The organism is Pseudomonas sp. TH41 (genome assembly GCF_016650695.1).
Classification (GTDB): Bacteria; Pseudomonadota; Gammaproteobacteria; order Pseudomonadales; family Pseudomonadaceae; genus Aquipseudomonas.
In genome coordinates, this window is record NZ_JAEKFH010000007.1 from 271472 (window position 1) to 286233 (window position 14762).

11 protein-coding genes and 3 pseudogenes are annotated in these 14762 nt (G+C 60.5%); 11 read left to right on the forward strand and 3 right to left on the reverse strand.

Features of this window, described 5'->3' with window-relative positions:
• The first annotated feature begins 13 nt into the window (after positions 1-13).
• The 5 genes and pseudogenes from JFU37_RS28260 to JFU37_RS28280 all read left to right on the forward strand — a co-directional run bounded on the left by JFU37_RS28260 (position 14) and on the right by JFU37_RS28280 (position 4681).
• Positions 14-1915: a sensor histidine kinase gene (locus JFU37_RS28260; protein ID WP_201120424.1), complete on the forward strand. Its 1902-nt coding sequence runs from the start codon at positions 14-16 to the stop codon at positions 1913-1915.
• A complete protein-coding gene (locus tag JFU37_RS28265; protein WP_201120425.1) occupies positions 1912-3240 on the forward strand; it encodes a sigma-54-dependent transcriptional regulator in 1329 nt (442 codons plus the stop codon). The genes JFU37_RS28260 and JFU37_RS28265 overlap by 4 nt, the downstream gene beginning before the upstream one ends.
• An 8-nt stretch (positions 3241-3248) precedes the next feature.
• Positions 3249-3577: pseudogene (locus JFU37_RS28270) on the forward strand (GlpM family protein).
• A 308-nt stretch (positions 3578-3885) separates the two neighbouring features.
• Positions 3886-4272: pseudogene (locus JFU37_RS28275) on the forward strand (hypothetical protein); the annotation flags it as partial.
• A gap of 10 nt (positions 4273-4282) precedes the next feature.
• On the forward strand, positions 4283-4681 hold the full coding sequence (locus JFU37_RS28280) for a transporter (RefSeq protein WP_201120427.1): 399 nt from the start codon (positions 4283-4285) through the stop codon (positions 4679-4681).
• A 116-nt stretch (positions 4682-4797) separates the two neighbouring features.
• Here the strand turns inward: JFU37_RS28280 and JFU37_RS28285 are convergent, their stop codons facing one another.
• Complete coding sequence (locus JFU37_RS28285) at positions 4798-5559, reverse strand: MipA/OmpV family protein (RefSeq protein ID WP_201120428.1); 762 nt, start codon at positions 5557-5559, stop codon at positions 4798-4800.
• 219 nt (positions 5560-5778) lie between these two features.
• On the opposite strand from JFU37_RS28285, the gene JFU37_RS28290 reads away from it, so the two are divergent.
• The 6 genes and pseudogenes from JFU37_RS28290 to JFU37_RS31095 form a co-directional block, all read left to right on the forward strand.
• Positions 5779-6477 carry an MtnX-like HAD-IB family phosphatase gene (locus JFU37_RS28290; protein ID WP_201120429.1) on the forward strand — a complete coding sequence of 233 codons (699 nt, stop codon included), beginning with the start codon at positions 5779-5781 and terminating at the stop codon, positions 6475-6477.
• Positions 6470-7864, forward strand: coding sequence for an aspartate aminotransferase family protein (locus JFU37_RS28295; protein WP_201120430.1), 1395 nt, complete (start codon positions 6470-6472; stop codon positions 7862-7864). The genes JFU37_RS28290 and JFU37_RS28295 overlap by 8 nt, the downstream gene beginning before the upstream one ends.
• Positions 7861-8739 carry an alpha/beta hydrolase gene (locus tag JFU37_RS28300; protein WP_201120431.1) on the forward strand — a complete coding sequence of 293 codons (879 nt, stop codon included), beginning with the start codon at positions 7861-7863 and terminating at the stop codon, positions 8737-8739. Before JFU37_RS28295 ends, JFU37_RS28300 begins: the two co-directional genes overlap by 4 nt.
• 227 nt (positions 8740-8966) lie before the next feature.
• Entirely contained in the window at positions 8967-10739 is a 1773-nt protein-coding gene (locus JFU37_RS28305) for a sensor histidine kinase (protein ID WP_201120496.1), read from the forward strand.
• Positions 10729-12117, forward strand: coding sequence for a sigma-54-dependent transcriptional regulator (locus JFU37_RS28310; RefSeq protein ID WP_201120432.1), 1389 nt, complete (start codon positions 10729-10731; stop codon positions 12115-12117). Before JFU37_RS28305 ends, JFU37_RS28310 begins: the two co-directional genes overlap by 11 nt.
• A gap of 534 nt (positions 12118-12651) precedes the next feature.
• A pseudogene (locus JFU37_RS31095) lies at positions 12652-12792 on the forward strand (DUF6124 family protein); the annotation flags it as partial.
• Positions 12793-12888: 96 nt separating this feature from the next.
• Here the strand turns inward: JFU37_RS31095 and JFU37_RS28315 are convergent.
• A complete protein-coding gene (locus JFU37_RS28315) occupies positions 12889-13554 on the reverse strand; it encodes a DsbA family oxidoreductase (protein ID WP_201120433.1) in 666 nt (221 codons plus the stop codon).
• Between the two features lie 124 nt (positions 13555-13678).
• Positions 13679-14713, reverse strand: a complete 1035-nt coding sequence (locus tag JFU37_RS28320; protein ID WP_201120434.1) for an alpha/beta fold hydrolase — start codon at positions 14711-14713, stop codon at positions 13679-13681.
• Between the last annotated feature and the right edge of the window lie 49 nt (positions 14714-14762).

Below are 14762 nucleotides of genomic sequence, written 5' to 3' on the forward strand. Positions count from 1 at the left end.
CAAGGCATCTGTGATGAAATGCGACCCCACTCTCTATCGCGCCGCGCCGCCATCACTCGCCGTGAAACCCCGTCTGATTCGCCATTTGTTCCTGCCGCCGCTGATCATCGCCCTGATGATCGGACTGGGTTACCTCGGCTTTTGGGTCAGTGAGCACTACGGGATCCGCAGCCTCAGCGAAAATGGCCAGCGTCAGCTGGAACTGCATGCCCGCGCCGTCGAGAGCGAGATCAGCAAGTACACCTACCTGCCCAGCCTGCTGGAACTCGAATCCAGCGTTCCAACACTGTTGGCCGACCCGACGCCGGAACACCGGAAAACGGTCAATGAATACCTTGAAGGCCTGAACCGGCGCAGCCGCAGCCGGGCCATCTACGTGATGGACACCACCGGTCGAGTCATGGCCACCAGCAACTGGCGCGATGTCGACAGCTATCTGGGTGAAGACCTGTCCTTTCGCGCTTATTTCCAGAACGCCGTGCGCGGTCAGCCGGGGCGCTTCTACGGCATTGGCAGCACCAATGGCGAACCCGGTTACTATCTGGCCCATGGCCTGGAAGAACACGGCAAGATCATCGGCGTTGCCGTGGTCAAAGTCCGCCTCGAAGCCATGGAGGAACGCTGGCAACGGGCGCGCCTGGAAGCCTTCGTCAGTGACGAGAACGGCATCATCATTCTCTCCAGCGATCCGGCGCGACGGCTCAAATCGGTTGTACCGTTGAGCGACGAGACCAAGGAAAAACTCGCCCGCAGCCTTCAGTACTACTGGTTTCCACTGAACGAGCTGCAACCGCTGGCCCGGGAAAAACTGGCCGAAGGCGAAGAAAAACTGACGTTCCCGGCCAACAGCGAAGTCGAGTCCGATGAAGAGGACATCAGCTACCTCTCGCAAACTCGCCCGCTGAGTGACACGCCGTGGAATTTCACCCTGCTCACGCCCTTGCAGGATTTGCGGCGCGAAGCGATCAATCAGGGGATTCTGGTGGCCGTGGCATTTGCCCTGGTGGCGTTCCTGCTGATCGCCTGGAACGAACGGCGCAAGGTCATCGCCACCCGCCTCGCCGCCCGGGAAGCCTTGCAGGAGGCCAACAATCAACTGGAGCGTCGGATTACCGAACGCACCACCGACCTGCGCGCCAGCAATGAACGGCTCAAGGGCCAGATCCGCGAACGCCGTCAAGCCGAAGAGACGTTGCGCCGGGCCCAGGATGAACTGGTGCAGGCTGGCAAACTCGCCGCTATCGGCCAGATGTCCACCAGCATCGCCCACGAATTGAACCAGCCGCTGGCCGCGTTGCGGACCTTGTCCGGCAACACCGTCCGCTTTCTGGAACGCGGTCAATTGGACGTGGCCAGCACCAACCTCAAGACCATCAACGAATTGATCGACCGCATGGGCCGGATCACCGCCAGCCTGCGGTCGTTCGCCCGTCGCGGCGATGACAAGGGTCAGGCCAGCCTCTGCAAAGCAGTGGACGCCGCGTTGCAACTGCTCGGCGGTCGCGTGGAAAGTGTCCATCTGCAACTGCATCGTGACTTCGAGCAGGTACAGGTGCAGATCGACCAGACCCGCCTGGAGCAGATTCTGGTCAACCTGATCGGCAACGCCCTCGACGCCATGCAGGCGCAACCGCTGCCGGAGTTGTGGCTCGAAGGCGAAGCGCTCGACGGCAAGTATCGCCTGCGCGTACGCGACAACGGCCACGGCATCGACGCCGAAGCGCGCAAACATTTGTTCGAACCGTTCTTTACCACCAAGCCCGGCGAGCAGGGCCTGGGCCTCGGCCTGACCCTGTCGGCCAGTCTGGCGGCGGCCACTGGCGGCCATTTGGGTGTCGAACACCCCGTCAGCGGTGGTACCACCTTCGTCCTCAGTTTACCGTTGGTAAGCCCCACTCCCGCCGAGCCAATATGAACAACGACCTTAGTGTGCTGATCGTCGAAGACGATCCCCATGTGCTGCTCGGCTGCCAACAGGCGCTGACCCTGGAAGACATTCCCTGCGTGGGTGTCGGTAGCGCCGAAGAAGCGCTGGAGCGGGTGGGTGACAACTTCGCGGGGATCGTGATCAGCGACATCCGCCTGCCTGGCATCGACGGGCTGGAACTGCTGACCCGGCTCAAGGCCCGCGACCGCAGCCTGCCAGTGGTACTGATTACCGGCCACGGCGACATCTCCATGGCCGTCGGCGCGATGCAAAAAGGCGCCTACGACTTCATGGAGAAACCGTTCTCCCCCGAACGGCTGGTGGAGGTAGCCCGCCGCGCGCTGGAGCAACGCAGCCTGGCGCGGGAAGTCTCGTCCTTGCGCCGGCAACTGGCGGAGCGGGATTCTCTTGAAGGCCGGATCATCGGCCGCTCGCCGGCCATGCAGAATCTGCGGGAACTGATCGCCAACGTGGCCGACACCTCGGCCAACGTGCTGATCGAAGGCGAAACCGGCACCGGTAAAGAACTGGTTGCACGTTGCCTGCACGACTTCAGTCGCCGGCACACCAAACAGTTCGTGGCACTGAACTGCGGTGGTCTACCGGAGAACCTGTTCGAAAGCGAAATCTTCGGCCATGAAGCCAACGCCTTTACCGGCGCCGGCAAACGGCGGATCGGCAAGATTGAACACGCCGACGGTGGCACCCTGTTCCTCGACGAAGTGGAAAGCATGCCGCTGCCCTTGCAGATCAAACTGCTGCGGGTGTTGCAGGAACGCACCCTCGAACGACTCGGTTCGAACCAGAGCGTGGCCGTGGATTGCCGAGTGATCGCCGCAACGAAGTCAGATCTGGACGAGTCAAGCAAAGCGGGGGAATTTCGCAGCGACCTGTATTACCGCCTCAACGTGGTGACCCTCGAGCTGCCGCCCCTGCGCGAACGGCGTGAAGACATCCTGCAACTGTTCGAACACTTCCTGCAGCAGTCGTCCCTGCGCTTTGACCGCGCGGTGCCGGAACTGGACAACCAGACCCTGTCGAACCTGATGAGCCACGACTGGCCGGGTAACGTGCGTGAGCTGCGCAACGTGGCCGAGCGCTTTGCCCTCGGTCTGCCCGCCTTCAAAAAATCCGGTACCAGTGGCAGCAACCAGGGCCTGGCCTTCGCCGAAGCGGTCGAAGCCTTCGAGCGCAACCTGCTCAGCGACGCCTTGCAACGCAGTGGCGGCAACCTGACCCAGGCCAGCCTCGAACTGGGCATGGCCAAGACCACGCTGTTCGACAAAGTGAAGAAGTACGGGTTGAGCCACTGATGGACCTGATTCTCAAAGCGACGCTGGGTGCGGCCGTGGTACTGATCCTCGCCGCCCTGGCCAGGACTAAAAACTATTACATCGCAGGGCTGGTGCCACTGTTTCCGACCTTTGCGCTCATTGCTCATTACATCGTCGGCAAAGGGCGCTCACTGGAGGACTTGAAGACCACCATCATGTTTGGATGTGGTCGATCATTCCGTACTTCATCTATCTGGCGACCTTGTATGTGATGGTGGACCGGATGCGCCTGGAAGCGTCCCTGGCGGTGGCGGCAGTGGCGTGGTTGATGGCGGCGACGGTGCTGGTCAGTATTTGGGTCCGCTTCCAAGCCTGACCACATTCCCCCTGTAGGAGCGAGCTTGCTCGCGATGGAGTGTCAGTCGACATCGATGTCGCTGACACACCATCGCGAGCAAGCTCGCTCCTACAGGGAATCGTTGATGGGTGGCCCGTCCCTTGCATTTACCCCCAAAAGCCCCCTCGGCCGCCTTCATGATGGATGAAGCCGGTGTCTGGGAGGGTCTGCCAAGGGTGAACCCTGACCTTGAACATTTCAGACCTCGACCACAGCCTCACGGCCCAGGTCCCCATCGCGCGGTTGCTTGAAAACGGCCGGGCCACGACACTCATCGAGCGGTCCGAGGCGTTGATTCCATGACCTTCACCGTGATTGTGCTGGTGGCGTTTTCGATTGTGCTGGACGTCATCGGCCAGCTCTGTTTCAAGCTCGGCCTGGACCGTTTGCCGGAACTCGAAGGCAGGTTTCGGCTGAACGCGTTTTGGGGCCAGGTGTTCAACGCCCCCCTGCTGTGGTGCGGAATCGGCGCCTACACCATCGAGTTTTTCGTCTGGCTCGAAGCCCTGTCCCGGGCACCACTAAGCCTGTTGTTTCCCGCGGCGGCGCTGGCGTATTGCGGCGTGGTGCTGGCTGGAAAACTGATCCTCGGCGAGACCGTCAGTCGTCGGCGCTGGCTCGGTACGTTAGTGATTACGGCGGGCGTCATGCTCGTGTGTGTTCCTTATGCCTGAGGCTCAATCGATGCGCAGAAGCAACACGGATTGGCTGCATGAGCGCCTTGGCACTATCGTGCTGTGGGCGCTGTTGATCGGTTTCGAAAGTGCCGGCCAGATCGCCAGCAAAGTCGGTGGCGATCAATTGGGCCAGGTGAGTTTCAACCTGCAGTGGCTGCTGGCCGTGGCGGTCAATCCCGGCGTGTGGCTGGCGATTGCTTGTTACATCGGCGCGTTTTTTGTGTGGATGCTGATCCTGCGGCGCAGCAGTTTGTCTCTGGCGTTTCCGCTGAGTTCACTGGTGTTTGTCGGGGTTTTGCTCGGGTCCTGGTTGGGGCTCGGGGAGCAGATCAGCGTACTGCACTGGATCGGTATGGCGGTGATCATGGGCGGGATTGCGCTGCTCGCCGAAGGCGAAGAAACCTGACGCCAACATCGAACCTTTGTAGGAGCTGCCGCAGGCTGCGATCTTTTGACTTTGCTTTAAAAATCAAGATCAAAAGATCGCAGCCTGCGGCAGCTCCTACAAAGGTTAGCGGTGAGTCAGTTGAATTTGTAGGCGATTGCTGCCTGCACTTCGCCCTGATTGGTCTGCCCGATCTCTTTGACAATACTGCTGTCCGCCGCCGAACCCGTCAGGTGAATCCAGCTCGCACTGGTCACCAGCGACCAATGCGGCGCCAGCGCAAACTCGAAGCTCTGGGTCAGCGCCACGTTCTGCAAGCCGCCTCCCGCGTTGTACCGGCGAATCCCGGAGGCTTGAGACTCTTGGGCACTGACGCCGAAGAACGTCTGATTCTGCCGGGCATCGGCGAAGTGCGCGGTCAGGTTACTGCTGCCAATCACCCCGCCACCCAGTGGATAACCCACCTCCCCGCCAACCCGTCCCAGCACCCCACCCTGCCCGCCCCCACCGCCCACGGCCTGGCCAACCGAGGCAAACACCCGCCAGAAATCAGCCGGCGCGTACTGAACAAACCCGCCCACTTCGCCCATGTCCGGCACATCCCGCAACCCCCGGAGCTCGCCATTGGAAGCCCGCCCAGGCAGGTAATTCACAAACGGCCCCGCGCTGAAACCGTTGGCCTTGAACGCATTCCAGGTCAACCCGTCATCAGTGCTGAGGCTGACATCGCCCCAGTCCAGATCGAGGTACGGCACTGGCCGGGTTTCGTAGCGGCTGCCGCTCGGATCGCGCGGTTGATAGCTGAGGCCAGCGCCTGCCTCACCGGTGATGCTGCCCGCAAAAACGTTGGCCGAAGCGCACGTCAACGCTGTGAATAGAGCAACAGTAATCCTCGACATGAGGCGGTTCCTTAATCTGTACATACGCGCATCAATCCTCGGATCAAGCGCCCTGCGCAAGCACTCATGTTGTTTGTAGCGACCTACAAAAATTGTAGCTTCGCCACCACCAAAACCTGCCATAACCCCAGCCCCGCTGGGCCGAACACGATTGGCACAGTCCCTGCTCTACCCCTTTGGCAAGCGCAAACAGCGCGTCCGGCCAAATAGGTACAAAAGATGATTGACTGGCATATCGTGTGTGATTTCGACGGGACCATCACCCGCACCGACGTGATCGACAGCATCCTCCAACGATTCGCCGACCCAAGCTGGGAAGCGATCGAAAACGAGTGGCTGGCAGGCGACATCGGTTCCCGTGAATGCCTCAGCCGCCAGCTCGCACTGGTCAAGGCCACGCCGACCGAACTGCTCGGGTTCTTCGACAGCATCGAGATCGACCCGGACTTCCCCGACTTCGTCGATCACGTTATCGGCCTCGGCGCTTCGTTTGAAGTGGTCAGCGATGGCATCGAGCAAGGCATCGCACGAATCCTCGCGCGCAACTACGTGAACCTGCTGCCGATCCTCGCCAACCGCTTGCGTCAGGTCGATCACGAGAGCTGGCGCATCGACTTCCCGCACGCCAGCGACGCCTGCCGCGCGGCCGCCGGCAACTGTAAATGCAAATCCACACCCAATGCCCAACGCGTGCTGGTCATCGGCGACGGCCAGTCCGACATGTGCGTGGCCTCCACCGCCGATTTCGTGTTCGCCAAGGATCGCCTGGCCGAACACTGCGAACGCAACGGCATCGCCTACGCGCGCTTCGACAGCTTCGCCGAACTCCCGGCCTTGCTCGCCCTGCTACCAAACGCCCGCGCCGCTAACGTCACCTCATTCAACGTAGAAACACAGGAACTCTTCCACCATGTCTGATATTCGAATCGCGACCGCAGAAGACCAGATCCTTCTGGAAAAAGAAGCCAAGTACTGCTCCTACGGCGACACCGTTCACTACATCGAACCGCCGCGCATCTTCAGCCGCTGCGAAGGTTCCTACGTCTGGGACACCAGCGACCAGGCCTACCTCGACCTGCAAATGTGGTACTCGGCAGTCAACTTCGGTTACGCCAACCCGCGCCTGAACAATGCGTTGAAACAACAGATCGACACCCTGCCGCAGATCGCCAGCCAGTACCTGCACAAAGGCAAGATCGAGCTCTCGGAAATGATCGCGGTCGATGCGAAGAAGAAATTCGGCCTCGACGGTCGTGTGCACTTCAACGTCGGCGGCTCGCAGTCCATCGAGGACTCGCTGAAAGTCGTGCGCAACGCCACCAACGGCAAAAGCCTGATGTTCGCTTTCGAGGGCGGCTACCACGGACGCACCCTCGGCGCCTCGTCGATTACCTCCAGCTACCGCTATCGCCGCCGCTACGGCCACTTTGGCGAGCGCGCCAACTTCATCCCGTTCCCGTACCACTTCCGTGGCCCGAAAGGCATGACCAAGGAAGAGTACGGCAGCCATTGCGTGCAGCAATTCGCCCGGTTGTTCGAGACGGAATACAACGGCGTCTGGGACCCGAAAGTCGGCCAGAGCGAATACGCCGCCTTCTACGTCGAGCCGATCCAGGGCACCGGCGGCTATGTGATTCCGCCGATGAACTTCTACAGCGAACTCAAGCATGTGCTGGATCAGCACGGCATCTTGATGGTGGTCGACGAAATCCAGATGGGTTTCTGGCGCACCGGCAAGCTGTGGTCGATCGAACACTTCGACGTCAAACCGGACGTGATCGTCTTCGGCAAAGCGCTGACCAATGGCCTCAATCCGCTGGGTGGCATCTGGGCCAAGGAAGAACTGATCAACCCGAAAATCTTCCCGCCAGGTTCGACCCACTCCACCTTTGCGTCCAACCCGCTGGGCACGGCGGTGGGTCTGGAAATGTTCAAGATGACCAGCGAAGTCGACTACGGTGCGATGGTCATGAACAAGGGCAAGTACTTCCTCGAAGGCCTGAAAGACTTGCAAAAACGCTACCCGATCATCGGCGACGTCGACGGTCTGGGCCTGGCACTGCGCTGCGAAATCTGCGGCCCGGACGGTTTCACACCGGACAAGGCAACCCTGGACTTCATGGTTGAAGAAGGCATGAAGGGCGACATCGAAATCGACGGTAAACGCCTCGGCCTGATTCTCGACGTGGGCGGTTACTACAAGAACGTCATCACCCTGGCGCCGTCGCTGGAAATCAGCTACCCCGAAATCGATTTGGGCATCGCCCTGCTCGACCGTTTGCTTGATCGAGCCATGAAACGATGAATGCCGAAGAGATCGACATGGGCGAAGGCAGCGCCGGTTTCGTTCTCGGCAGCGGGGAGGTCGCGGTGTTGTTGATCCACGGCCTCACCGGCACCCCGACCGAATTGCGTCGGGTCGCCATGGGCCTGGCCAAGGCCGGTTGCACGGTCTACGTGCCGACCCTGGCCGGACACTGCGGCAACAACGCCGACCTGCAAGCCACCGGTTGGCGCGACTGGTACGAAAGCGCACGCAAAACCTTCGTCGGTATCCGGCGTAAGCACCCACACGTGTTCGTCGGCGGTTTGTCGATGGGCGCGGTGCTGTCGATGTACCTGGCCGCCGAACACCCGGGGCAGATCGAAGGCTTGTTGCTGTACTCGACGACCCTGCGTTATGACGGCTGGAACATGCCGTGGGTGGCGAAATTGAGCAGCCTGGTGATGTCGATTCCATTTGGCGTGCACCTGTGCCGCTTCAACGAAAAATCCCCGTTCGGCATAAAGGACGAACGCTTGCGAGCGATCGTCGAGCGACAGATGAAGGCGGGCGAAAGCAGTAATGCCGGGCTGCTGACCATGTCCGGGGTCAGTGTTCGGGAACTGCATCGGTTGGTGGCGGCGGTGAAGAAACGCATGCCGCAGATCACCACCCAGGCGCTGGTCTTGCATTCAAGTGAAGACGACATCACCAGCCGCTGGAACGCCGACTATGTGGAACGCAAACTCGGCGGGCCGGTGGTGAAAATCTTGCTCGACGATTGCTATCACATGATCACCGTCGACCTGCAATACCGCCGCGTCGTGGAGTTGAGCGCAGATTTTATCCAGCACCGTTTCACGCAACAAGGCTGCGTTCCGCACCCCATCCATCAGGACTATCGACAATTGGCCTGACACACCCACCTGTAGGAGCTGCCGAAGGCTGCGATCTTTTGATCTTGATCTTCGGCGGTCTCGAAAAGATCAAAATCAAGATCAAAAGATCGCAGCCTTCGGCAGCTCCTACACTGAGATCTACGCGTGCGGCCAGGCCGGTGATGCCAGTAAGCTGCGCGTACCGGCCGGACCGTTCCCGCCCTGCCATGGCTGCTGCGATAAGCGGCTGAAATAAGCGAAGCATGATGATCAAAGTACCACCCGCCACCGTTAGACCTTTCGCCCTCTCTGGCTGGAGCCTGCAGCGCAAACTGGTGTTGGCGTTCTGGCTGGTCAGCGTGATCCCGACGATGATTGCGGCCGAACTGGCCGCGACCACGCTTTCGCAGATTTTCGACAGCAACGTGCGGATCTGGCTGCAAGAATCGACCAAGATTGTCGAGGACGAGATCACTGAGATCCTTCGCGATAACGCCCGGGTTGCCCGGTTGTTCCTGCGCTACACCAGTCCGCCCACGGATCAGCTATCGGTCAGCAACGACAAACTGACCACCGACATCGCCGACGCCATGGGCATCGACGTGGTGGCGCTGGTGCGCAACAGCGATCACAAAGTGGTGTTCAGCACCGTGGCCGACGACATCGTCCGCCAGATCAGCACCGAGCCCAAAGCAGTGTTGCAGACCCTGCAAGTCGGTGGCGTAGCGACCGGCACGGTGGTCTCGACGTTCGAGACCGAGCAGGGCGGCGTCGACTACAAACTTGTGATTGGCACCTACCTCGACAGCAGTTTCCTCACCAGCGTGGCGGACGTGCACTCTCTCGACCTGCGGCTGTACCTGGCCAAAGCCGATGACTTCTCGGAGATCTTTTCCAGCCAGCGTTTCGAAGATCACCCGCCGGCCGTCCCGGAGAACATTGAACAGATCCTGCGCAGCACCAAACAGCCGATCGAGCAGTCGACCAGTCGCTACAGCGGTATCTACCGGCCGATCCTCAACGAGAATGGCGAGCTGCAAGGCGTGATCTTCAGCGGCCTGCTGCGCCACACCAGCCTGTTGGGCCTGGTGAATCAGAGCAACCTGTTCATCCTGATTTTCCTGCTCAGCTCGGCGGCGTCACTGACGGTCGGCTGGCTGGTCTCACAACGCCTGACCAAACCCTTGCGCGGGCTGTCCATCGGCGTTCAGGCGGTGATCGCCGGGGATTACCGCCAGCGCTTGCCGGTCACTGGCGGCGACGAATTGGCAGAATTGAGCAGCACCTTCAACCACATGAGCGAGCGCCTGGGCGAGTTGCAGCATCTGGAATCACAACTGCGCCGCCGCGACCGTTTGCATGCCCTGGGCGAAGTCGCGATGGGCCTGGCCCATGAAATCCGCAATCCGCTGGGCATCATCAAGACCGCCACGCAATTGCTGCACCGGCGCGCCGACTTGCCCGAAACCGACAAGCGGCATCTGGAGTATGTGGTCAGCGAAGTCAGCCGGATCAACGACCTGATCACTGAATTTCTCGACTTCGCCAAACCCAGCGCACCGATGCGGTCGACGCAACTGGCGCGGCCGCTGGTGGATGAACTGGTCGGTTTCTGCGCGCCGGAACTGGCCAGCCACGCCATCGATGTACGCATCGACGACCAGGCCCCTGCCGCGACCCTTTACGCCGATGCGCGGCAACTCAAACAGGCGGGTCTGAACCTGATCGTCAACGCCATCGACGCCATGCCCGATGGCGGCCGACTGACCCTTGGCATCACCAGCGATCAGCGCTACACCATGATCAGCATTTCCGACACCGGCCAAGGCATCGAGCCGAACATGCTCGAACGGATCTTCACGCCGTTCGTCACCACCAAGGCGTCGGGCACCGGCCTGGGTCTGGCCAAGGTGTTCTCGATCATGGAGAGTCATGACGGGCGCATCGAATGCGTCAGTGAAAAGGATGCCGGGGCCACGTTCACGCTGTACATTCCGGCCAACGGTGAAGATTTCGACGAGGGCAGAAATGACACATAACGTATTGGTGGTCGACGATGAGCCCAAGCTCTGCGACCTGCTGGCCTCGGCGTTAAGTCAGAACGGCATTCAAGTGTTCACCGCCGGCAATGGCGTGCATGCGCTCAAGGTGCTGGAGGTCGAAGACATCGACCTGGTGATCAGCGACTGGCGCATGCCCGGTATGGACGGCCCGCAGCTGCTGGCGGAAATCAAATTGCGCTTTCCGCAGTTGCCGGTGATCGTCATGACCGCCTACAGCACAGTGAAAAATGCCGTGCAGTCGATGCGCAACGGCGCCTTCGACTACATCGCCAAACCCTTCGATATCGATGAGCTGGACATCACCGTCAGCAAGGCCCTGCAATTTCGCGACATCCTCAAAGACAACCAGCGCATGCGCGCCGAGCTCGACGAACACCGGCAGATCGATAGCCTTATCGGCGACAGCCCAAGCTTTCGTCGGGTGCTGCACGCCATCGCCTCGGTGCGCGAAAGCAATGCGACCATCCTGCTCACCGGCGAAAGCGGCACCGGCAAGGAAATGGTCGCCCGGGCGATCCACAATCACGGCAATCGCGCCGACAAACCTTTTGTCGCGGTGAACTGCGCGGCGATCCCCGAAGGGCTGCTGGAAAGCGAAATGTTCGGCCACCGCAAAGGCGCGTTTACCGGCGCCGTGGCGGATCGGGTCGGGCGTTTCCTGCAGGCCGACAAAGGCACGCTGTTTCTCGATGAAATCGGCGAAATGCCGCTGGCCTTGCAGGCAAAAATCCTACGCGCGTTGCAGGAGCGGGTGATCGAGCCGGTGGGCGATCCGCGCGAGCGCAAGGTCGATGTGCGGGTGATCGCGGCGACCAACAAGAACCTGCTGGACGCGGTGGCCAACAAGGAATTTCGCGAAGACCTTTATTACCGCCTCAACGTCTTTCCGATCCCGCTGCCTGCCTTGCGCGAACGCGTCGAGGACATCGCCCCGCTGGCTCGGCATTTTGCCCATACGCTGGGGGCTACTGCCGGTAAACGCTTTACCGGATTCAGCCCGGAAGCGTTGCAGGCCATGGCTCAATATTCGTGGCCGGGGAACATTCGCGAACTGCAGAACTGCGTGGAACGGGCGACCATTGTTGCGTCAGGCGCGGTGATTGAAGAGGAGGATCTGCCGGCTTACCTGTTCGCCTCAAATCCCGTCGCCAGCGGCACGCTGATCACCGAAGGCAGCGTGCCGGCGGACCTGGAAGCGGCACTGGCCGAGGTCGAGAAGGCCTACATTCTGGCGGCCCTGCAACAAAGCAACGGCGTGCAGGCCGCGGCCGCGCAGTTGATCGGGATCTCCGAGCGCAGTTTCTGGTATCGGCTAAAGAAACTCGGGATTCACGTGGACAAAATCGCCCGCTAATAAGGACCTCCCCATCTCCCCCTGTAGGAGCGAGCTTGCTCGCGATGGGCGTAAACGATGACGCGTACTGCCTGGAAAAATGCGCCGCCGTCGAATTCATCGCGAGCAAGCTCGCTCCTACATTTTTTCGGGTGGAAGGCTTGGCCAGATCTTGTTTAACGGCGCCCGAAGTTACTTCATGAAAGCCACAGCACCTTGCGTCGTTGCCTACGCTTACGCCAGAATCCGCCGGCTTGTGCGCCTTGGACCTGGGCTCTATCGTTTGCCGGTCGCTGAAAAACAGCGATCGGGTTTGGTAGCCCGGAGTACGGCGCGCAACGCCCCCTTGTGCAGACGCTTGTTCAGGTCCTGCTTTTATGGTGGTTATGCGCAGGGCTTCTTCGGAAGCGCCGGTTCCAGTACTCCGGTCTACCAACCTGTGCATGGCCACCACCCTAATGAGATGGTCAGCCCAGTACGGGAACCCCGCTACATCTAAACTTACCGGGGTTCTCATTTACTTGCGGAGACCTCTCATGGACATCTTGGACTTGCTCGGCCAATGTCATGACCATAGACCTGGCGGATCATATGGAGGGGCCGAGTCGCAATTCTTTACTGGGTATCGCGCAAGTCATCATGCTCGGTGAACTGGCGGTGAACCGGGCGCTGGATCAACTCGATCCGCTCGAGTAGCGCAACGGCCATGAGGTGAACGAAAGAAACCACTGTGGCGAGGGAGCAAGCTCCCTCGCCACAAAAAAACATCACTTTTTTGCCGACTGAAATCCCTCAGCTGACCGTTCCGCCCTTCACCTCACTCATGATTTGCCGAATTGCCCCGACAAACGTTTCCACCGGTTGCCCGCCACTGACCGCGTATTGTCCATTGAAGACCACGGTCGGTACCGAACTCACGCCACGGGACAGCCACAACTGCTCTTCCTCGCGCACCTCTTTGGCGAACTCGTCCGACGCCAGAATCGCCTCGGCCCGCTGCCGGTCCAGGCCAACACTTTGCGCAATCTGCGCCAGCTGACCGGGGTCGGACGGATTGCCGCCGTCCGTGAAGTACGCCTTGAACAAGGCTTCCTTCAGATTGAACTGCAACCCTTCCAGCCCCGCCCAGTACAACAAACGGTGAGCATCGAAGGTGTTGTAGATACGGCTGTTGCCGTCTGTGCGAAAGGCAAACCCGACCTCGGCGCCACGCGCGCGGATCATCTCGCGGTTTTTCTGCGACTGCTCGGGCGTCGAGCCGTACTTCTCAGTGATGTGCTCGGTAATGTTCTGCCCTTCAGGGCCCATCTTCGGGTTCAGCTCGAACGGCTGAAAACGAATCTCTGCCTGCACTTCGTCACCCAATAGATCCAGGGCCCGGGTCAGGCCATACAAGCCGACGACGCACCAGGGGCAGGACACGTCGCTGACGAAATCGATTTTCAAGGGGGTACTCATCACACACCTCGCAGGCTGAACACGCCGTGTAGGAGCGAGCTTGCTCGCGATGGTGGGCCAGCTGCATTGATGTCGACTGACACACCATCGCGAGCAAGCTCGCTCCTACAATGGATTTGCAATGTTACAGAAGGTTCGGTGCCGGTAGCGGTTCAATCTGCGCCCAATGAGAGGTGTCTTCGCGATGAGCCTGCAAGTAAGGCAACACCGCCGCCAGCAAGGGCGCCTTGAACGCCTCCTGGAAACGGTGGGCCAACCCCGGAATCAGCTTTAACTGACTGCCACGGATATGCGCCGCCAGGTGTACGCCGTGCATCACCGGCAATAGCGGATCGGCAGTGCCGTGGACCACCAGGGTCGGCACACGCAGTTGATTGAGCAGCGCCACCCGGCTCGGCTCGGCGAGGATCGCCATGATCTGGCGCTTCACGCCTTCGGGGTTGAATGCCCGGTCATAGGACAGCGCCGCCTGATGCAGCAGCGCCTGCCGATCATCGCTGACCGTCGGGCTACCCAACGCGGCCAGCAAGTCGGCCTGCTGCTCCAGCGCCACTTCACGATTCGGTGCGCCACGGCGCGCGAGCAACTGCAGCAATGCCGCACTCGGCGCCGGCAGTCCTTCGGCCCCGGAACTGGTCATGATCAAGGTCAGACTTTCCACACGCTGCGGGGCCATGGCCGCCATGTGCTGGGCGATCATTCCGCCCATGCTGGCGCCCAGCACGTGGAATTGCTCGACGTGCAAGGCATCCATCAATCCGAACGCATCGTCCGCCATGTCGGTGAGGGTGTACGGCGCAGACACCGGCAAACCCAGTTTGTAGCGCAGCACTTCGAAGGTCAGGTTGGCGTCGATGGGCGCTTGCCGCCAGGTCGACAAGCCGACATCGCGATTGTCATAACGAATCACCCGAAAACCCTGCTGACACAACGCGACGACGACTTCGTCCGGCCAGTGGATCAACTGCCCGCCCAGGCCCATCACCAGCAACAACGCCGGGTCCGACGCGCGACCGATGCTTTGATACGCGAGGCTCACCTGCGCCAGGTCAACCCGTTCGGTCGGAACATTCACATCACAACGAGACGCCGCCAACGACGGCAGGCTAAACAACAACGCGGCCAGAAAAATGGCTCTCGATAAAAAAGACGCACGCATGAAAAACACCGAAACGCAGAACCCCAGTAGAGCGCGAGTCTGATGAAGT